Genomic DNA, 21803 nt, shown 5'->3' on the forward strand with positions numbered 1-21803 from the left:
TAAGCAAAAATTTGCTTATATATTTTGTTAAAATATGTTAAATTATAACGGTTATTTTGTTAAAGAAAAGTTAATTTAAAATAAAGTTATTCACCGCAAACGTTTGCACAAACGTTTGAAATTAACATTCTGTTCATACCCAATTCAAAATAGGTTATTGATTGGTCAAAAAAAATACATTTGGAAAAACAACAAAAACCTAAAAACTATATGGAACCTAAACTAGTAAAAAAGTTATTGATTTTCGGAACATTAAATGTTGCGGCATTCATGTTTTCTCAGACTGCAGTAAGCGATACACTTTCCAAAAAAGACAAGGTAATCGATGAAGTGGTAATTACGGGTAATTCCAATCCGAAATCTTCTGTTAAAACCAGTTTATCAATTTCAACTCTAAAACAGGCAGAAATTATAAATGCGGCTCCAAGAACAACGGCAGAAATTTTCAGAACTATTCCGGGTATTCGTGCCGAGTCTTCCGGAGGTGAAGGAAACTCGAATATTACCGTAAGAGGGGTTCCTGTTTCTGCGGGTGGATCTCGTTATCTTTTAATTCAGGAAGATGGTTTGCCGGTAATGCAGTTCGGGGATATTGCCTTTGGAACTCAGGATCAGTTTACGAGATTCGATTCTTTTGTATCACGAGTTGAAGCATTAAGAGGAGGTTCTGCTTCTGTTTTTGCCTCAAATTCACCGGCGGGAATCATTAACTTCATCACAAAAACAGGTGAAAAAGCAGGTGGAAGTATTACACAGCAAGTAGGTTTGAATTATAAAAATTTCAGAACAGATATCGATTACGGAACTCCACTTGGTAAAGATTTTTATATTGGTATCGGTGGGTTTTACAGAGGAGGAGATGGTCCTAGAAAAACAGGCTATACTTCGAATAACGGCGGACAGTTCAGACTTTCATTACTAAAGAAATTTGAAAAAGGAAGCGTAAGAATTTACGGTAAATATTTAGATGATCGTACAGCGCCATATATGCCGATGCCAATTGCCGTTTCCGGTTCAGATTCTAACCCGGATTACACTTCTCTAAGTAATTATAATATTTTAACGGGAGCATTACAGTCTTCTAATTTTAGAAACGATCTTACTTTTGGCGGAAACGGACAAATTCTAAAAAGCGATATCAGAGATGGAATGCATTCGGTTTCTAAAGCCGTAGGTATGGAATTCAACTACGATTTCGGTGCTGGTTGGAAGTTGGATGCAAAAGCTAGATATGCAGCAAATGACGGTCAGTTTTTAGCACCTTTTCCTGCTTCAGTAGGAAGTAAATCCGAAATATTAGATACTGTTCCGGGTTACGGAAGTGCAGTTTATGCCGGTACAAATACCGCTGTAGACAATAATGCAAAATACATGAAAACTGTTTTATTCAATACCAAACTGAATAACCTGAATAATTTCTTCAGTGATGTGAACATCAGTAAAAAATGGGATAAAATAAAACTTAATGCGGGAGTTTACAACAGTTCGCAAAACATTAATCTTTCTTGGAACTGGAATACTTATCTTATGGAAGTTTCAGATAAAAATGCAAGATTGGTGGATGTTATCAGCAATACAGGAACCAAAATTACAGACAATGGACTTCTTCATTACGGCGTTCCGGAATGGGGTGGTCTTAACAGAAACTACGATACAAAATATTCGGTAATTGCACCTCACGCTCAGGTGGAAATCAATCCGACTGAAAAATTAACTTTAGATTTTGGAGCAAGATATGATTTCGGAAATGTATCTGGAAGTTTTTCAGGCGTAAAAAATACAACCCGTACAATAGATATAAACCAAAACGGAACTATCGAAACCCCTGAACTTGCGGTAGGAGTAGTAGACGGAACAGTTCCGGTAGATTATAAATACGGTATCTTCGGATATTCTGTGGGAGCAAACTATGCTTTCGATACTCATAATGCTGTTTTTGCAAGAGTAAGTCAGGGAGGAAGTGCTTCGGCAGACAGAATTCTTTTCGCAGGGTACAACTATACCAATAGCAACGATCCTGCTTTAGACGCTGTAAAAGTGAATAAACTGAATCAAATTGAAGTAGGTTACAAATTGAGAGGTTCAAAATATTTCCTAAATACTACTTTGTTCCAGGCAAGAACGATTGAGGCAAATTACGAAGCAACGACTCAGCTAAGAACTGAAAATAAGTATCAGTCTTTCGGAGTTGAATTCGATGGTTTCTACAAAGTCAATAAAAACTTTGACGTTAGAGCCGGGCTTACTTATACGCATGCAGAAATTAAAAATGCAATCGATAATACGATTATTGGAAATATGCCGAGAAGAACTCCAAAATTCATGTATTCAGTTAACCCTAATGTGAATATTGAAAAATTAAGCTTTGGTTTCTTTGCAGTTGGATCAACAAAAGCTTATACTCAGGACAGCAATAAACTGATAATGCCGGGTTACGTTATTGTAAATCCTTATATTTCTTACAAATTAATGAAAAATCTTACGGTAAACGTAAACGCAAACAATGTGTTCAATGCATTGGCAATTACAGAAGCGGAAGAAGGTACTTTGCAGGGAACAAATGGTATCGTTCGAGCAAGAACACTTACCGGAAGAACCTTTGGTGCAAGCGTAAAGTTTGATTTTTAATGAATTATCTGTACATTTCTTACAGTTCAGTTAAAAATTCAATCATATAAAAAACTAACAGCATTTTTTGCTGTTAGTTTAATTTAATCCTATTTAGAAATTTATGTTTACACAACAAGCTTTAGAGGTTATTCTACGTGCCATATCACCACAGGGGCTTCTCGCATCTTCCGAAAAAAAAGACAATTATGCGAGAGTATGGTCCAGAGATTCTATGATGACGGGAATTACAGGAATTCTCATTGAAAACGAAAAAATTGTAGAAGGTTTAAAAAAATCTATTCTTACACTTGCAGAATACCAAGCGGAAAACGGACAAATTCCCTCCAATGTCTACGGAGAAAAAGCAAGCTACGGAACACTTGTAGGGCGAACGGATGCAACAATTTGGTGGATTATCGGTACCTGCGAATATATTGCTTATTCTAAAGATGAAACGCTGAAGGTAATTTTGAAAGATAAAATCTACAAAGCATTTTCTTGTTTGAAATCTTGGGAATTTAACCAGCGTGGTCTTTTATACAGTCCGTTGGGTGGAAATTGGGCAGACGAATATGTAACTTCTGGCTATGTTCTTTATGATAATGTGCTGCGGTATTGGGCTTTTAGACTTGCAGCAGAAATTTATCAGGATGAAAACCTAAATTCTTTAGCAGAAACAACTAAAAAGCTAATTGAAACGAATTTCAGGAAAAATAATTCCGGAGACGTCAAATATCATGAAACTGCCTATCAGAAAGCTCAAGAAAAACCTTATTTATGGGCTTCTTTAAATGCCAATGGATATGATGAACGTTTTGATCTCGCAGGAAATGCACTGGCAATTCTCTTGGGTTTAGACTTAGATTTGGATGCTTTCACTCAGTTTTTAGAACAGCTGAATCAGGAATTTAATCATTGGATGCTTCCTGTTTTTTATCCCATAATCTTTCCAAAAGATCCAGATTGGAATTTGCTTGAAAATAATTTCAGTTATGATTTCAAAAACGAACCTTATCAGTTTCACAACGGAGGTTCATGGCCCATTTATCTTGGTTGGCTTTGCTTAGGTTTGAAGAAAAGAGGCTACACAGAAATCCCCGAAAAGATATTGAAGCAGTATGAAACTCTTCTTGCGGAAAAAGGCTCTTCGTTTCGGGAATATTATTCTACAGACGAGTTAATTCCTTCAGGTACCGACCAATTGTGCTTTTCAGCTTCCGGTTACCTTCTGATGAAGAAATAGTCCGGAAGATGAATCATTTAAAAGAAACTATTATTTAAAAAAAGATTTAAAAGATGATTGGAGATGTTATAAATTTAGAACAAAGACATTTAGATACCGCTGAAAATATTTACAAAATTATTGCTCAAAGTAATAAACAAAACGGTAAATGGACAGTAGGAATCTGCGGTGAAAGCGGCAGTGGAAAATCGGTAACGGCATTTGCTCTTAAAAAAGTGCTGGAAGATCACGGGATTAAAAGTTTTGTCATTCAGATGGATGATTATTTTAAGCTTCCTCCCAAAACCAATCACGAAAACCGGGAAAAAAGCCTTGAAAATGTGGGAATGCATGAAGTTCATTTGGATATCATCCAAGAAAACATACATGAGTTTAAGAAAGGAAATCCTTATGTGAAAAAACCGCTTGTGCATTATCAGGAAAACTTAATTTCTGAAGAAACGGTATCAACAGATGATTTACAAGTGATGATCGTTGAAGGTACTTATATATTGGATATTGATGATTTTGATTTTAGTATTTTCATCAACCGAAATTATAAAGATACCTACGATAACAGAATGAAACGAAATCGTGATGAACAAAGCGATTTTGTAGAAAAAGTACTCGAAATTGAGCATCAGATTATCCGTCAGCTCAAAGAAAAAGCAACTATTGTTCTTGAAAAAAATTATCAGATTGTAAAGCCGTAAACCATGAATAAAAAAATAATTCCCAAGCTCAGTTTTTGGCAGATTTGGAACATGAATGTCGGTTTTTTCGGCATCCAGTACAGTTTTGGTCTTCAGCAGACTGCGGTAAATCCTTTATATTCGTTTTTGGGTGCACATGCAGAGCAGCTTCCGATACTTAATTTGGCAGGACCTGTAACTGGATTGCTTATTCAGCCTTTAATCGGAGCAATTAGTGATAAAACCTGGAGTGTAAAATGGGGTCGCCGAAAACCATTCTTTTTATTGGGAGCTATTTTTTGCAGTCTTGCTCTTTTTGCTTTCCCGTTCAGTTCGTCTATTTGGATGGCAGTCGGTCTTCTGTGGATTTTAGATGCGGCAAATAATACTGCAATGGAACCTTACAGAGCCTTTATCGGTGATAAATTGCCGGAAGAACAGCAAACCTATGGCTTCCAAATGCAAAGTTTATTTGTAGGAGGAGGAATTACTCTTGCCAATCTTTCACTTTTTGTTTTTCAGAAATACTTTGGAGGAACTTCAGAGTCGGGTGGTATTCCAATTTGGGTATATTATTCGTTTTTCTTAGGATCTTTCTGTTCTATAGCTTCCGTGGTTTGGTCGGTTTATAAAACACCCGAAATTCCGCCAACAGAAGAAGAGCTCATAAAACTGAAAGCCGAAAAGGAAAATGATACCCTTTTTACCCCTTTTATTGATATTTTTAATGCTATTGTAAAAATGCCTAAAATATTATGGCAATTGGCATTGGTATATCTTTTTCAGTGGTATGCATTATTTTGTTACTGGCAGTTTGCTACACCCATGATTAAGCAGACCATTTACCATGTTTCTGAAGCCGACGAAGAAAAAGCCAATCGACTGATACAGCTTTCACATAAAGGAATTTCTGTGGTACAAAGCGATCTTTCCTGGGCAAAAGATATTTTGAATCGTGTGGAATTGGCTGTGGGACAAACCGGTCTCATGAACGGGTTTTATAATTTTATTACCATGATTTCGGCTTTGTTGCTGATTCCTTTTGCAATTAAATATTCCTCAAAAAATGTATATACTTTTTGTTTGATGGGAACAGGAGTTTCCCTTTTATTACTTCCTTTAATTAATGATGAATTGATGATTCTTTTGCCAATGGTTCTTTTCGGAATTGGTTGGGCAGCTATGATGGGGCTTCCGTATTCGATGGTTTCGCCATCTATACCTTCAGAGAAAAGAGGAGTGTATATGGGAGTAATTAATATGATGATTGTAATACCAATGCTTATTCAAACTCTTACATTCGGATTTTTTTACAAACATGTGCTTAGCAGCAATCCTTCGAACGCCATTACAACTGCAGGAGTTTTATTTCTTTTTGCTGCTGCTTCTGTTGCTCTTATCAAACAGAATAAAATTTCAGGGATTATTGTGAAATAATTCATCAAAACTAATTCATCAAAACTAATTCATGCAATACAGTTGCGGGAATTATTATAAAATAAAAACCGACATGAGAAATTGAATATTTCAAATGTCGGTTTTCTTTTAACCGATAGGTTTTAGGTTAATTAATGAAAGTTATTTTTCTAAGGTATTCTTAATTTAAAAGGTCCTTCAAAATAAGTCTGATAAGAATCTACTAACTTGCCTTTCATGTCATATACTCCAATCGTAATATTTTGTTTTGAGAGACTCATTTCAGCTTCAGGAAAACTGATGTTAATGGTTCCTTTTGATATTTTATCGCGATCAACAGTAATTTTACTGGTAGAACTGTAACTAATTTCTCCATGGGCAGGTTCCAGGACTTTAATGGTTACCACTTTTTTCTCATTGGTTTTATTTAGGAATGTATAATTGTAGGTATTGGTAATTTTACCATCTCTTACAAAAAATGTGCTTCCCATTGGCTTAATGAATTTGGTTTCCATATCTCCTCTGTTGTACAGTAAGAATACTAAAAACCCAACCAGCAGAACCAATATAGCTGCAAAGCCTTTCATTCTTCCTGTAAACTTAAACTTGGTCTGGTTTTCTATCTCGTTTTCAGTAGCATAGCGTATTAAACCTTTTGGTAATCCTACTTTTACCATAACTTCATCACAAGCGTCAATACACGCTGTACAGTTAATACATTCTAGCTGTTGCCCGTCTCTGATATCAATTCCTGTAGGACATACCACAACACATTGTTGGCAATCGATACAGTCTCCTTTACCAGCAGTTTTTCTATCTTCTCCGTTTCTCCATTTAGATCGGTTTTCACCTCTTTTAAAATCATAAAAAACGTTAACCGTATCTTTGTCGATTAAAACACCCTGCAATCTTCCGTAAGGACAAACCAATGTACATACCTGTTCTCTAAACCATGCAAATACAAAATAAAATGCAGAAGTGAAAAGAATCATCACAATAAAATTCGTAGGATTTGCAAACGGACCTGCTTCAATAATATTAAAAACTTCCTGATAGCCCACGATATACATGAACATAAAGTGCGTTATTACTAAAGAGATAATGGCATAAACAGTCCATTTTAAACATCTTTTCCAGATTTTTTCTGTGTTCCATTCCTGTCTGTCCAGTTTCATCTGTTTGTTTCGGTCACCTTCAATAAGATATTCTATTTTTCGGAAAACAGATTCCATGAAAATCGTTTGCGGACAAATCCATCCACAAAAAATTCTTCCGTAAGCAATAGTAAAAACAATTATGAATATTAAAGATGTAATAGCCCCTAAAGTTAAAATGAAAAAATCCTGCGGATAAAAAGGCTGTCCGGCAATAAAGAATTCTCTGTCTATAATGTTAAACATGAACAGAGGATTGCCGTTTATCTTTATAAATGGGATTGTAAAATAAACCAGAAGCAAAAAATAACTTACTAATTCTCTGTAATTAGTGTATTTACCTTTCGGTTTTCGGGGGAAAACCCACTTTCTTTTTCCCGATTGTTCCATGGTTCCTATAGAATCTCTATAAGTTTCGGGAACCATTACTTGTCCCTGTCCACCTTTTACAGCTTCTTCATCTATTTTTGACATTAAGAGTATGTTTTAATAAATTATACTTTTTTTGATATTGAATAATACTGCATACAACTAATTCTACTTCCTCTAAAATTTCAAATGCCTGAAAAAGAGGAGCAGTACCAAAGAAATTTAATAGAATTCTTACTTTTAAGAGTATCAGAATTATGCATATATCATTGTAAATTAGCTTTCATATTTTAGAACTGTTTCCATCCAAATGCTTGAGTTAATGGGTGTTTTCAGACTTAATACTATTGAAAGTTTTAACACTTCAAAATTATATAATCGCAATATAGATTTTATGGTAGTTTTTACTGAAAAAATTGTTATTTTTATCAGAGAATACAGAAGTAGAATGAAAGATCTCTATCCCACATTTGACATAAACAATCTCTCAACATGCAATTCTCTTAATGAAATTTTCAGTATAGATCAGTTTTCAGATTATTTAACGGGAAATCCTAATACAGCAAAAATTCACAGGCATTCATTTTATCATCTTACCTATTTCGTGAACGGAGGTGGAGATAATGTTATAGATTTTAAAATGTACGAAGTTTTGCCGCAAAGCATTTTTTTTATGAGACCGGGGCAGGTTCACAGTTGGGATTTACATTCGTCTGTTGAAGGATATGTTATAAATTTTGCACCTACATTTTTCGATCAGTTACAAATAAGTTCTTCCATTTTAGACGAATTTAGCTTCTTGAGTATTTTTCACGAAGACCAGAGGGTTGTTTTATCCGAAAACAAAAAAGATAAAATTAATAATTGTTTTCAGCAGATTTTGGCAGAATCTTCAAATGAAATCAACCGGAATTCTCAAATAATAATTGCTTCTGCAATTTTGCAAATCTGCGGTTGGGCAAATGAGGAGGTTCAAAATGGTTTACCAATTGTTGAAACAGGATATAATTCATTGATTTTTAAACAGTTTATAGAGCAAATAGAACTTAATTTTTTAGAACTGAAAATGCCGAAAGATTATGCAGCACTTTTGCACATTACCCCCAGTCATTTAAATTTTATTTGTAAGCAGCAATCTAACTTATCTGCCGGAGAATTTATTAGAGACAGAATTATTCTGGAAGCTAAGAGAATGCTCGTAAATTTCAAACTTTCTGTTTCGGCAATTGCAGAAATGCTTAATTACTACGATTCTTCTTACTTTGTTAAATTTTTCAAGAAAAATACGGGTTTAACACCGGAAGCTTTCAGAAAGCAGTATTACAAAAAACAGCATTAAAAAATAAGAACATATTTTTTTTTAAAATATTTGTTGCTGAATTAATCGCTGAAATGGTTTTGTAAATTATACAATAAAAACAGCGGTTGAAGTATCAACCGCCATTTAATGTAATAAAGTTACGTTAGCGCATTTACACCAGTTCAAAAAAAACTCTTTTTCCGATTTTGATTTTTGTATGTTTTTTGAGTTCGATATTCTCGGCAGGTTCGGTAATTTTTTCATCATTAATCTGTACCGCTCCACTTTCTATAAGTCGTCTGATTGCCGATTTCGATTCCCCATTTTTTAACTGTATGCACAAATCCAACAGACTGATTGCGTTATTTTCTGCAACAATTTCGGAAATCAAAACAGGCTCAAATGCTTTTTCCTCAAAGTTTTTATTCTGAAACTGATTCACGAAAAATTCCTCCGCTTGTTCTGCTTCTTCCGGATTGTGGTATTGAGAAATGATATTTTTAGCGATAATTTTTTTAATATTCATTGGGTTTTCTCCGGCTTCTAATCGTTCATCAATCCATTTTTTCTCCTCGACAGAAAAATCGGTGGTGAGGTCCAAAAATTCAGAAATCAGGCTGTCTGGGATAGACATGGTTTTCCCGAACATTTCGTTAGGTTCATCTGTCAGGCCAATGATATTGTTTAGGGATTTGCTCATTTTTTCTTTGCCATCCAAACCTCTTAGCAAAGGCATGCACATCACAATTTGCGGATTCATTTCAAAGGTTTCCTGCAGTTGTCGTCCCATGGTACAGTTAAAAAGCTGATCGGTACCGCCCATTTCGATATCGGCTTTTATTTTTACCGAATCATAACCTTGCAAAATTGGGTAAACCAACTCGTGCATGGCGATGGGCGTGTTTTCCGTAAATCGTTTGTTAAAATCGTTTCGGTGCATCAGTTGCGCCACGGTCACTTTGGACAATAGCTGGATGACCTCAGAAAAAGAAAGCGCGTCTAGCCAATCCGAATTAAACACAATCTCTGCTTTTTCTACATCAATAATCTGAGACAATTGGTTGAGATAAGTTTCGGCGTTGTGTTGTACATCTGCTACAGAAAGTGGTTTTCTGCTTTTGTTTTTTCCTGTAGGATCTCCAATTCTTGCAGTAAAACTACCGACCAAAATCACGATCTGATGTCCCATATCCTGAAATTGCTTTAGTTTTTTCAGTACTACGGCATGTCCCAAATGCAAATCTGGCGCAGTAGGATCAAAGCCTAATTTGATGATGAGTTTTCGGTTTTCTTGGTGTGCCTGTTTTAGTTTTTCTTCCAAGCCATTTTCTGGCAGAGTGATGGCAACGTTTTCTTTCAGTTTGCTAATGTTATCCATTTTGTTTTAAAATTTTGAGAATAAAAAAAGCCCGGGCATCGGCTCGGGCTTATAGGTTATGGTAAGATATTTTTCTAAATGTCAGTCAGTTCAGAATAAACATACCTCCTCCGAGCAGTTACTATTCTGTAATAATAAGTGCTGAAAAAAGGAAGACGTAATATACTGTTTAGGTGTTTCATCCGGTTGCAAAGATAAATAATCTATTGTAAGCATCAATACTTTTGGCTTAATTTCCTTTTGGTTTGATAATCATTTTGCGGCTTTTTGATTCATCAGGTCAAAATCATTTAATATCTACTTTCTGCATTTTAGGTTCTAATTTTTGCACTTCGGTACGGTGTCTTTTATAATGATAAACGGCTTCGTCTAATTTTGATGTTTATAATGGTCAAAATACAACAAATAATGAAGCGTCTTATAAATACAAATGTCAAGCGGTCTGTTTTGCTTTTCGCAGTTCTAGTGATGGCAAGTGCCTGCAAAAACTCCGATAAAGAAACCGAACAACCAACACCAAGTGTAGAGGCAGAGATTCTTACACTACAACCTACCGATGCGGTTATCGACCAGACTTTCCCCGCAAGTTTGCAAGGTAAAGACAACGTGCAGCTTCGGCCACAAATCAGTGGTTATATCGATAAAATCTTTGTGGACGAAGGTGCTTTTGTACGTGCAGGTCAACCACTTTTTCGCATCAATGCCAGTGTTTATCGCGAGCAAAAAAATACGGCTTTGGCTTCTTTGGCAATGGCAAAATCACAGTTGGCATCGGCTAAGTTGGAGTTGGATAAATACAAAGTTCTTACGGATAATAAGGTGGTAGCAGATTTTCAGTTCAAAAAGGCAAAAACCAATTACGAAAATGCCAAAGCGGCGGTAACCCAACAACAGACATTGGTGGCTTCTGCTGATGTTAATTTGGGATTTTCGGTAGTTAAGGCACCGGTTAGCGGCTATATAGGGCGCATCCCAAACCGATTGGGCGCGTTGGTTGGTCCTAATGATGCACAACCCCTTACCACCTTATCTCAGGTAAATGAAATCTATGCTTATTTCTCACTTCCCGAGAATGAAATCCTGAAAATTAATGTGACACGACCAGGCGCTAATCTGTTAGAGAAACTAAAAAGTTTCAGAGACATCACCTTGTTATTGGCGGATGGCAAGCCTTATAACCATTCCGGGAAAATCGATATGATGGATGGTCAGTTTGATGCCACAACGGGTTCGGTTACGCTTCGTGCTTCTTTTCCCAATCCCGAAAGTTTACTCAGAACCGGCAACACAGGGCGGATTGTGATGCAATCTACAGAACAAAATGTATTCAAAATTCCTTTATTGGCAACTTATGAGATTCAGGATAAACTGTTTGTCGGTTTGCTCAACAGCAAGAATAAAATGGAACGTGTCGCCCTCAAAAATTATATCAAATCAGGAGATTTTTACATCCTGAAATCTGGTTTTAAATCCGGAGACAGAATCATTGCCAATGAGCTTTCCAGCATTCCGGAAAATAGTATCATCCAGCCTAAAAAAGTACAATAAAACTCAATAAAAATGTTAAAAACAATCATAAAAAGACCGGTACTGGCTACCGTTATTTCCATTATATTGGTTTTGTTGGGGATTTTGGGATTGTTACGAATCCCGATGACGCAGTTTCCGGAAATTGCGCCGCCTACCGTTTTTGTATCCGGAACTTACCCGGGCGCAAATGCCGAAAGTGTAATTCGGTCTGTTGTTACACCTTTGGAACAAGCGATAAATGGGGTAGAAAATATGCAGTATATGACCTCTAACGCATCTAATGACGGTAGTTTTTCTATTACCATTGTTTTTAAACAAGGTGTAGATCCGGATCAGGCTGCCGTAAATGTCCAGAACCGCGTGGCTCAGGCAAATGCGCAATTGCCGTCGGAGGTGATACGTTTGGGATTAACCACCACCAAACAACAAACAAGCTATCTGATGATTGTCAATATCAATAGCGATAAACCCGAAAAATATGACGAGGCTTTTTTGCAGAATTATGCTAATATCAATCTGATTCCGGAGCTAAAACGTATCCCCGGTGTGGGAAATGTGAGTTTGTTTGGAGCGAAAGATTATTCGGTGAGGGTTTGGATCAATCCGACAAAACTCTCGTCCTACGGGCTTGTGCCCGCAGATGTGGAGAATGCAATACAACAGTACAGCTTCGAGGCTTCTCCCGGAAGTTTGGGGCAAGAAACCGATGCCTCTCTGCAATACGTTTTGCGCTACAAAGGGAAACTGAATAAGCCCGAAGAGTTTGAAAAAATCATTCTTCGGTCTAAAAATGATGGCTCTATTCTCCGTTTGGGAGATGTGGCGCGCATCGAGTTTGGATTGTCTAATTACTCCAGCGATACGTTTACCGATGGCAAACCATCTGTGGTTTTTGCCGTGTTGCAAGCCAGTGGTTCTAATGCCAATGACATCGCTATAGAAGTCGGAAAATCATTAGAGAGCTTCCAAAAAAGTGTGCCGGATGGAATCCATTTCGAGGTCATTCAGAGTATGAAGAATCGTCTGGATGCATCCATTGCCCAAATGAAATCAACTTTGATAGAAGCCTTTATCTTAGTATTTATCGTCGTTTTGATATTCTTACAGGATTTCCGTTCTACGATTATCCCGGCAATTGCCGTTCCTGTTTCCATTATCGGGACATTCTTTTTTATCTATCTGATTGGCTTTTCGGTAAATGTTTTAACGCTTTTTGCATTGGTCCTCGCAATCGGGATTGTGGTGGATGATGCTATTGTGGTGGTAGAGGCGGTGCACGCCAAGATGGAGGAGACAGGAGACGATGCCAAGACTGCAACGGTTTCTGCGATGAGCGAAATCAGCGGGGCAATTATTTCGATTACTTTGGTAATGTCGGCGGTATTTCTCCCGGTTGGTTTTATGGAAGGTCCTGCGGGTATTTTTTACAAGCAGTTTTCTTATACCTTGGCGATTGCGATTCTAATTTCGGCAGTCAATGCACTGACTTTGAGTCCGGCTTTGTGCGCCTTGTTACTCAAAAATCATCAACATAACAATAATGGCAAACCGAAAAAATTTACCCAACGTTTTTCTGAGGCTTTTAATGCCAGTTTCGAACGTCTTACGGATAAATACATTGGTGCGGTACGCTTTTTAGGCAAAAAGAAAATAATGGCTTTGGGTGCGCTGATTGTGGTTTCGTTAGGTGCTTTCCTTCTGATGAATTCTTCCCAAAAAGGCTTTGTGCCGGAGGAAGATGATAACAATTTAACCTTTGTGGTTAATCTTCAGGCGGGTGCCAATCTTCAGTTCATCACCAAAGAAATGGAAAAGGCGACCAAAATTGTTCAATCTTTACCCGAAGTAAAAAGTGTCAGTACGGTTTCGGGATTCAGTTTGTTTAGTTCAGGATCTTCGCCCAATGCAGCAATGGGATTTATTACTCTAAAAAATCCAAAAGACAGAGGTGCCGTTTCGGATATTAATGATGTGATGCACAAAATCGAAAACCAAATGAAGGGAAAAATAAGAGGCGAGTTTTTGATTTTCAGAAATCCTGCGGTAGAAGGTTTTGGGAATGCCGGCGGTGTAGAATTTGTGCTGCAGGACAGAACTTCTGGTAATATCAACGATTTTGAAAACATCAGTAAAAAAGTTATCGAAGCCCTCAATAAAAAACCGGAAATCGGGATGGCATTTACCACATTCCGAAGTGATTTCCCACAATACGAAGTGATTCTGAACGAGGATAAAGCGCAACAATTGGGCTTAACACCAAAAGAAGTAATGGATGCCTTGCAGTTGTATCTTACCGGTTCGCAAACCACCGACTTTGTGCGTTTTGGGAGATTATACCGTGTGAATGTCCGTTCCGAAGCCGAATTTCGGAAGAACGAAGCATCGCTGGATAATATTATGATTCGCAACAATCAAAACGAGATGGTACCGATTTCTACTTTGGTTACCCTCAAAAAAGTGTTTGGTCCGCAAGGTATCAGCCGATATAATTTGTACAATAGCATCAGTATTAATGTGAATGCCGCTAATGGCGCAAGTACCGGAAAAGTAATGGCGGTTATTGATGAGGTTCTGAAAAAAGATTTGCCCAAAGGCTACAGCTACGAGTATAACGGGCTGAGTCTGCAAGAAAAGAAATCGGGCTCGCAGATGGTCTTTATTTTCGGGTTGAGTATCTTGTTTGTGTACTTTTTACTATCTGCACAATACGAGAGTTATCTGTTGCCATTGGCAGTAATGTTGTCTTTACCTACGGGGATTTTGGGTGTGTTTCTCGCCACAGGATTTGCAGGGATAGATAATAATATTTATGTACAGATCGCCTTAATTATGCTGGTAGGCTTGCTCGCCAAAAACGCCATCCTGATTGTAGAATTTGCTATCCAACAACGCAAATCCGGATTGTCGGTGTTTGAGGCTGGTCTTGCCGGTGCCAAAATGCGTTTGCGACCAATTTTGATGACGTCTTTTGCCTTTGTTGCGGGATTGGTACCGTTGATGTTCGCAACGGGCGGTACAGCAATTGGTAACAAATCTATTAGCATCAGTGCTGCCGGCGGAATGCTGAGTGGCGTGCTTTTAGGCGTTCTGATTATCCCGGTTTTGTATATGATTTTCCAAACTTTGCAAGATCGGATTTCGGGGGTGAAATAATTCATGTCATCAGCAAAATAGAGTAGCGGAGCAGTTTCGTTACTCTATTTTTTTTGATTAGAACCGATCTTTTTTAGTTTCTTTCTTCTTATTTTTGTAAAGCAATTTTATCAATACAGAAGCACATTAGCGGCCTGTTGCTGAATTTAAAAATACACTTGTACTGTGAAGATTATGAAGAAGATAGCTATTATCAGCGATATACACGGCAACCTGCCGGCGTTGCAAAAAGTACTCGAAGATCTGGAATCCCGTAATATATCCGACATTTATTGTCTTGGAGATTTGGTAGATTTTGCACCGTGGGGCAATGAGGTTATCAATCTCATGAAGGCAAAAAATATCCCTTGTCTTTTAGGAAATCATGACGAGCGGATTGCATACGATTTACCGATTATTCCATTAAGTCATCATAGCGAAAAGGAAACTGCCAATCGTTTTGTGGCAATCAATCACAGTAAAAAATACATTACAGACGAAAACAAGCAATGGCTCGGTTCATTACCGCTGAATTTAGAACTTACCGTTCCTACCTCAAAAGTGAATCTGAATGTCCTTTTGGTTCACGCTTCATTAAACAGCAATGACGAGTACGTTTTTGAAAAAGATAATAAAGAACAAATGCTTCAGGAATTGAAAAACCGACAAATAAATATCGTTTGTATGGGACATACCCATTATTCTTATATCCAGAAAACAGAGGATATTTGGGTGATAAATGTCGGTTCTGTGGGGCGTTCTAAAGAAGCCGACCGGAAGGCAACTTATGGAATCATCACCTTTCGGGATGAAGAAATTTTACCCGAAATTGTGAAAGTTGATTATAACATCAATGCCGTTGCCGATGCTATCTATAAAAGCGAAATCCCTGATTTCTATGCCGATTTTCTTTTGAGTTTGGATTGATTATTTAGTCGTGTTTACATTTCGAACTTCAATTTCATAAGAAGTTTTTTTTAGAAAAAAGAATTGAAATCGGTAGAATCTGTATTTCCTCATTTCAGTTTCCGATTTCATCACTTCAAGCATCTTTATAATCTTCGAAGAAAATTACAGCTTAATTTTGAATTGAGAACTAAAGTTAATCTCAAATGAAATTAATAAGTAAAAATAGTATAAAGATCGCAGTGGCTTCAGTACTTTTGCAATCCTGTAAAGTCACCAAAGATTACCAACGCCCCGAGCTAAATCTTCCGCAAAGTTATGAAAATAAAGCTGCTGCGGATGATGCTTCGATTTCGGAAACTCCCTCTTACAAACAATTTTTTACGGATGCTGCATTGGTGAAATTGATGGATGATGTAATGGCAAATAATCCTGATCTTGGTACAGCTACAGAGCAGATTTTAGCCTCAGAAGCTATGCTGAAAAGCATCAAACTGAACTACTTGCCAGATATTAATTTGCAGGTGAATGCCGGTGTGCAAAGGCTTTCTAAAAACAGTATGATGGGATCGGTGGCCGGAGATAATGTTTTTGAGGAATACAATTTTGCAGTTCCGGTCTCTTGGGACATCGATTTTTGGGGAAAACTGAAAAAACAAAGAGAAGAAGCCTTGTCCAACTATCTTAGCCTTGCCGAAAATCGCCGTGCTTTGCGGGTTCAGCTCATTGCGCAAACTGCACAGGCTTATTATAATCTCCTGAGTCTGGATGAGCAGTTGCGTATCACACAAGAAGTGGAAAAAAGTATGCAACAAACTCTGGATATGCTCAAGATACAATACAGCGTAGGCGATGTTACGTCTTTGGCAATAAAACAATCGCAGGCACAGTTGGCAGAAACCAGAGCCTTAATTCCTGAAATAAAAGCGAGCATCAAAGCGCAGGAAAACGTTTTGCAAACGCTTGCCGGCCGCTATCCCGAGCCGGTAGAACGCACCCATACTTTTGGCAGAATGGCTTTTGGATCGGATATTAATGCGGGCATCCCGGCAGATGTGCTCCAAAACCGTCCCGATGTAAAACAGCAGGAGTTGGTTTTGCAAGCGGCTTCTGCACGAGTGGGAATAGCCAAAACCGACTTTTATCCGAGTCTTAAAATTAGCGGACAAGGTGGTCTCAATGCTGTGAAAGCCAGCCATTGGTTTTCGATTCCGGCATCATTGTTCGGAAATGCGGCGGCAGGTCTTACGCAACCTATTTTCAATAGAAGAACGATAAAATCTGCTTATGAACAGGCGGTGCATCAGCGGGAAGCTGCTGTGCATCAGTTCCGGAAATCGGTGCTGAATGCCGTAGAAGAGGTTAGTACATCATTGAGTAATATCAACCGGATCAAAGAACAACTGGTTGAGGTTAATAACCGGAAAACCGCCATGGATAAAGCGATTAAAGATGCTCAAATCCTTTATAAATACGGAGAAGCCAATTATCTGGAAGTGCTTACCGTGCAGCAAAGTTATTTCCAAACCGAATTGGCTTATACCATGGCGATTCAGAAAGAAATAAATACGTATATTGCTTTATACAAATCTTTGGGCGGTAATTAAATGAACAATCACGATACCATCTGGAAAAACTCTTTTTGGAAATTTTTTTTCCACTGGAGTGGCGTGTTGGTTTCTTTGGCATTGGCAAACTTTATCCAGTTTCTTCTTAATCCGCAAAGCAGTTGGTGGGATTTTTACAAACAAGCAAAATGGACGGAGATTGGTGCCACCATTTTGGGCGGCATTGCAATGTATGGCATTTTGTTCTGGATTATCCGACTGCTTTCTGAAGGTGCCGAAAAATGGAAGCTGGTAAAAAACAATATGGTGATTCATTTTCTGATCACCACATTGGTGGTAATTGGCTGTATGTTCTTGTTACTGTATCTGGAAAATGTGGTGTACGAATGGATTTGGCCCGAGCCTTCTGAAACAAGTCAGGAAATTGAGTTGGGAATAAAACAATATTTGGTGGTGAACATTGTGGTAGCCGCGTTTGTAAACAGTTTTTATAATTCTTATTTCTTTTTCGAAAAATGGAAAGCCAAAGTAATCGAAAGTAATAAGCTGGAAATACACGCCCATCAGCTCAAAGAAAATGCCTTACAGTCGGAGTTGGAGATTCTCAAATTGCAGTTAGATCCGCATTTTCTCTTCAATAATTTCAGTATTTTAACGCAACTGATTGAGACCGATAAAGAAGCAGCTCATGCATTTTTGTCTAATCTTTCCCGTGTTTATCGCTATATTTTGACCACGGCAAAAAAGGATATGGTTTCTCTGGATGAAGAATTAAAGTTTGTAGAAATGTATTTTCATCTCATCAAAATTCGTCACAGAGAAAGTATCCATTTAGAGATAAATGTGAAAGATGGCGACAAGGGCAAAGGCATCCCGCCGGTTACTTTGCAACTGTTGATTGAGAATGCCATTAAGCATAATATCTCGACACTTAAGCAGCCACTCACGATTTTTATCGAAAGTGATGAAAATTGTGTCATCACGGTAAAAAATAATCTGCAACGTATCAATATCGATTATAAAAGTACCGGAATGGGACTCAAAAACATCCGGGAAAGATACCAATTGCTGCAAGGGAAAATGCCTGAAGTTATAACCAAATCTGACCAGTTTGAAGTTAAATTACCTTTATTAATGCTGTAAAAAATGCTATGAAATATCTTATTGTAGAAGACGAATTGCATAACGCCGAATTGCTGAAAAGCAGTGTCGAAAAGTACGATGATACGGCAGAACTGCTCGCTGTTTTACCAAGTATCGAAGAAAGCGTGGAGTGGCTGAGCAGCCATTCTGCACCGGATGTTATCTTTATGGATGTCCGGTTGGCAGACGGTTTGTCGTTTGAGATTTTTAAGCAAACCAAAGTGCAGTCACCGGTGATTTTTACCACGGCTTATGACGAGTATGCCTTGCAGGCTTTTAAGGTGTACGGTTCTGCATATCTTCTAAAACCGATTGTTAAAGAAGAACTGGAAGAAGCAATGGAGAAAGTAACGCGCATAAAACCACAATTTTCCGAAGACGATTTGGGCGCATTGATGGAGATGTTCCGCACGCATCAAAAAAAATACAAAAGCCGGTTTTTACTGCACTTTCGGGAGACTTACAAAATGGTGCAGGTAGAGGATATTGATTATGCTTATCTTGAGCATAAGAATGTCTATTTCCGATTGTTAGATGGCTCTTCAGTTGCCGTGCCGTATAATTTGGAAGAGCTGGAAGAACAGCTGGATCCGCAGTTTTTTTTCCGTGTCAATCGGCAGTATATTCTGAGCATCAACAGTATCGATAGTATTCATAAATATTTTAATGAGAAATCAAAAATCATTCTGAAACGTGACCGCGAAGCAGAAGTAATCGTCAGCCGAATCAAAATGCCGCAATTCAAGTTGTGGTTAGATCGGTAATCAATCAATTAAAATCAGAAAAAAAATGGAATTTTTTAGAACAGAACGCTTAATCATTCGCCGATTCGAAAAAGAAGATGCACCCGATTTGTTTGATTATTTTGAAGAGCCGAGAGTCAATTGTTTTATGGACGAAAAGTTATCGGACCTCGGCGAAGCACTTGCCGAAACCGAAAAAAAGAGTTGGGATTCCTCGCAATTTGCAGTTTGTTTAAAAGAAAACGGAAGTCTCATCGGAAACTTGTTTGCATACCCCGAACGGGATAGCGATACTTATGGCGTAGGGTGGAATTTCAATTCCAAATTCGGAGGTCAGGGTTTTGCCAGCGAGGCTGCCAAAGGCTTATTCGATTATTTATTTGAGGAAAAAAATACCCGCAGAATCTATTGCTACGTAGAAGAGGATAATTTGCCTTCCCAAAAATTATGCAAACGCCTCGGCATGCGTCAGGAAGGGCTGTTTCTGGATTATGTTTCGTTCGTGAAAAATGATGATGGCAGTTTGCGGTACGAAAATACCATGCAATTGGCTATTTTGAAACGGGAATGGGAGAGGAAATAGTTTTAATAAAAGAGGCTCAGATAAAAATCTAAGCCTCTTATTTTATTAAGTTTTATTGAATTTAAACCTGAATAACTCCTAAGTTAAATTTCTCTGTAATTGGAGAATGATCGGCTGCTTCTATTCCCATAGAAATCCATTTTCTGGTGTCAATAGGATTAATGATGGCATCTGTCCACAGTCTTGCAGCAGCATAAGTAGCTTCTGTCTGTTTCTGGTATTTTTTTGAAATTGTATCTAGAATTTCTTTATGTTCTTCCGCGGAAATCTCTTTTCCTTGCTTCTTTAAAGTAGATTCTTGTATTTGTGCTAAAACTTTAGCAGCCTGTGCACCGCCCATTACCGCAAGATCTGCCCATGGCCAAGCTACAATTAATCTTGGATCGTAGGCTTTACCGCACATTGCGTAATTACCTGCTCCGTAAGAATTACCTGTAATAATAGTAAATTTTGGAACGACAGAATTAGAAACGGCATTTACCATTTTGGCTCCGTCCTTAATAATTCCGCCATGTTCGGATTTTGAACCCACCATAAAACCGGTAACATCCTGCAAAAATACCAAAGGGATTTTTCTCTGGTTACAATTGGCGATAAATCGGGTTGCTTTATCTGCAGAATCGGAATATATTACACCACCGAACTGCATTTCTCCTTTTCCGCTTTTTACCAGTTTTCTTTGGTTGGCAACAATTCCTACAGACCATCCATCAATTCTTGCTGTTGCACAAATAATGCTTTTTCCGTAGTCTGGTTTATATTCTTCAAATTCAGAATTGTCTACAAGACATTTAATAATATCCGTAGTATCATATTGTTCTGCACGGGATACCGGCATGATTCCGAAAATATTTTCAGGTTTTTCTTTTGGCGGAAAACTTTCAATTCTGTCGAAACCTGCTTTTTCGTAAGTTCCAACAGATTTCATGATGTTTTTTATACGATCTAGAGCGTCTTTATCGTCTTTAGCTTTATAGTCTGTTACTCCTGAAATAGAGCAGTGGGTAGTGGCTCCTCCTAAGGTTTCATTATCAATAGATTCCCCGATTGCAGCTTTTACCAGATAACTTCCGGCTAGAAAAATAGAACCGGTTTTATCTACAATCATGGCTTCGTCGCTCATAATTGGGAGATATGCTCCACCCGCAACACAGCTTCCCATTACTGCAGAAATCTGGATAATTCCTGCGGCACTCATTTTTGCATTGTTTCTGAAAATTCTGCCGAACATTTCTTTATCAGGAAAAATTTCGTCCTGCATAGGAAGATAAACACCTGCAGAATCTACCAAATAGATAATTGGGAGTCTGTTTTCCATCGCAATTTCCTGTGCTCTCAGGTTTTTTTTGCCGGTTATAGGAAACCAGGCTCCAGCTTTTACAGAAGCATCATTGGCAACAACAATACATTGTCTTCCGGAAACATATCCCATCACCACCACCACACCACCACTTGGGCAGCCTCCATGTTCTTCATACATTTCGTATCCGGCAAAAGCTCCGATTTCTATAGAATCTGAATTTTTATCAAGAAGATAATCTATTCTTTCTCTTGCCGTCATTTTTCCTTCATCACGAAGTTTCTGAAGTCTTTTTTCGCCACCTCCTTTTTTAATTTCGTTGAAGAGACGGTTAATTTCAGAAAGTTTTAATTTATTCTGATCTTCCCTTTTATTAAATTCAATATCCATGAAATCTATTTTTTAAACTGCCTAAAGATACTATTTTTGGCAAAATAACAATAAAATGATAAGGAGTATATTTAAGTTTTTGGTTTTCAGAATTTTATGAAAAGTTTAACAAAGTTAAGTTTTGTTATGTTCGTAATATTTTATAATTTTACCCAAGAGTATCAGAGTAAATACTTTGGTGAAATACTCTAAGTTCCTAGTTTATTTTTTTAATAGTTTATTATTTGAAGGCCCTGAAAGTTTCATAGACTTTCAGGGTTTTTGTTATAAAAACGATTTTTATTTAAAAATATTTCAGCTTTAATTAATTCCTTCTCAATGTGAAAACAGATTAGTAGATTTGCACTTGGGATATTTAGGAAGACAT

Annotated in this window: 15 protein-coding genes; 12 read left to right on the forward strand and 3 right to left on the reverse strand. The window is 37.6% G+C overall.

Going from position 1 to position 21803, the window contains the following annotated elements:
- The first annotated feature begins 210 nt into the window (after window positions 1-210).
- From MTP08_RS03805 to MTP08_RS03820, 4 genes are all read left to right on the forward strand, one after another.
- The gene (locus MTP08_RS03805) at window positions 211-2628 is read left to right on the forward strand and encodes a TonB-dependent receptor (protein ID WP_243577112.1); all 2418 of its coding nucleotides are present in this window, start codon (window positions 211-213) and stop codon (window positions 2626-2628) included.
- A 103-nt stretch (window positions 2629-2731) separates the two neighbouring features.
- A complete protein-coding gene (locus MTP08_RS03810) occupies window positions 2732-3853 on the forward strand; it encodes a glycoside hydrolase 100 family protein (protein WP_243577113.1) in 1122 nt (373 codons plus the stop codon).
- Between the two features lie 53 nt (window positions 3854-3906).
- The gene (locus MTP08_RS03815; protein WP_243577114.1) at window positions 3907-4545 is read left to right on the forward strand and encodes a uridine kinase family protein; all 639 of its coding nucleotides are present in this window, start codon (window positions 3907-3909) and stop codon (window positions 4543-4545) included.
- 3 nt (window positions 4546-4548) lie between these two features.
- Window positions 4549-5961: an MFS transporter gene (locus tag MTP08_RS03820; protein ID WP_243577115.1), complete on the forward strand. Its 1413-nt coding sequence runs from the start codon at window positions 4549-4551 to the stop codon at window positions 5959-5961.
- 149 nt (window positions 5962-6110) lie between these two features.
- Here MTP08_RS03820 and ccoG read toward each other — a convergent pair whose 3' ends face one another.
- Window positions 6111-7568, reverse strand: coding sequence for a cytochrome c oxidase accessory protein CcoG (gene ccoG, locus MTP08_RS03825; RefSeq protein ID WP_243577116.1), 1458 nt, complete (start codon window positions 7566-7568; stop codon window positions 6111-6113).
- A 217-nt stretch (window positions 7569-7785) separates the two neighbouring features.
- Between ccoG and MTP08_RS03830 the strand changes: the two genes are divergently transcribed.
- Complete coding sequence (locus MTP08_RS03830; RefSeq protein ID WP_243577117.1) at window positions 7786-8802, forward strand: AraC family transcriptional regulator; 1017 nt, start codon at window positions 7786-7788, stop codon at window positions 8800-8802.
- A 133-nt stretch (window positions 8803-8935) separates the two neighbouring features.
- On the opposite strand, the gene tyrS is transcribed toward MTP08_RS03830, so the two are convergent.
- A complete protein-coding gene (tyrS, locus tag MTP08_RS03835; RefSeq protein ID WP_243577118.1) occupies window positions 8936-10141 on the reverse strand; it encodes a tyrosine--tRNA ligase in 1206 nt (401 codons plus the stop codon).
- A 408-nt stretch (window positions 10142-10549) separates the two neighbouring features.
- Between tyrS and MTP08_RS03840 the strand changes: the two genes are divergently transcribed.
- From MTP08_RS03840 to MTP08_RS03870, 7 genes are all read left to right on the forward strand, one after another.
- Window positions 10550-11689, forward strand: a complete 1140-nt coding sequence (locus MTP08_RS03840) for an efflux RND transporter periplasmic adaptor subunit (protein WP_243577119.1) — start codon at window positions 10550-10552, stop codon at window positions 11687-11689.
- A 12-nt stretch (window positions 11690-11701) separates the two neighbouring features.
- Window positions 11702-14824 carry an efflux RND transporter permease subunit gene (locus MTP08_RS03845; RefSeq protein WP_243577120.1) on the forward strand — a complete coding sequence of 1041 codons (3123 nt, stop codon included), beginning with the start codon at window positions 11702-11704 and terminating at the stop codon, window positions 14822-14824.
- Window positions 14825-14998: 174 nt separating this feature from the next.
- A complete protein-coding gene (locus MTP08_RS03850) occupies window positions 14999-15730 on the forward strand; it encodes a metallophosphoesterase family protein (protein WP_243577121.1) in 732 nt (243 codons plus the stop codon).
- 185 nt (window positions 15731-15915) lie between these two features.
- On the forward strand, window positions 15916-17316 hold the full coding sequence (locus MTP08_RS03855) for an efflux transporter outer membrane subunit (RefSeq protein ID WP_243577122.1): 1401 nt from the start codon (window positions 15916-15918) through the stop codon (window positions 17314-17316).
- A complete protein-coding gene (locus MTP08_RS03860; protein ID WP_243577123.1) occupies window positions 17317-18420 on the forward strand; it encodes a sensor histidine kinase in 1104 nt (367 codons plus the stop codon).
- An 8-nt stretch (window positions 18421-18428) separates the two neighbouring features.
- The gene (locus tag MTP08_RS03865) at window positions 18429-19184 is read left to right on the forward strand and encodes a LytR/AlgR family response regulator transcription factor (RefSeq protein WP_243577124.1); all 756 of its coding nucleotides are present in this window, start codon (window positions 18429-18431) and stop codon (window positions 19182-19184) included.
- Between the two features lie 25 nt (window positions 19185-19209).
- Window positions 19210-19746, forward strand: a complete 537-nt coding sequence (locus tag MTP08_RS03870) for a GNAT family N-acetyltransferase (protein ID WP_243577125.1) — start codon at window positions 19210-19212, stop codon at window positions 19744-19746.
- A 61-nt stretch (window positions 19747-19807) separates the two neighbouring features.
- Here the strand turns inward: MTP08_RS03870 and MTP08_RS03875 are convergent, their stop codons facing one another.
- Complete coding sequence (locus MTP08_RS03875; RefSeq protein ID WP_243577126.1) at window positions 19808-21436, reverse strand: acyl-CoA carboxylase subunit beta; 1629 nt, start codon at window positions 21434-21436, stop codon at window positions 19808-19810.
- Window positions 21437-21803: the final 367 nt, after the last annotated feature.

Source organism: Chryseobacterium oryzae, assembly GCF_022811665.1.
GTDB classification, from domain to species: Bacteria; Bacteroidota; Bacteroidia; order Flavobacteriales; family Weeksellaceae; genus Chryseobacterium; species Chryseobacterium oryzae.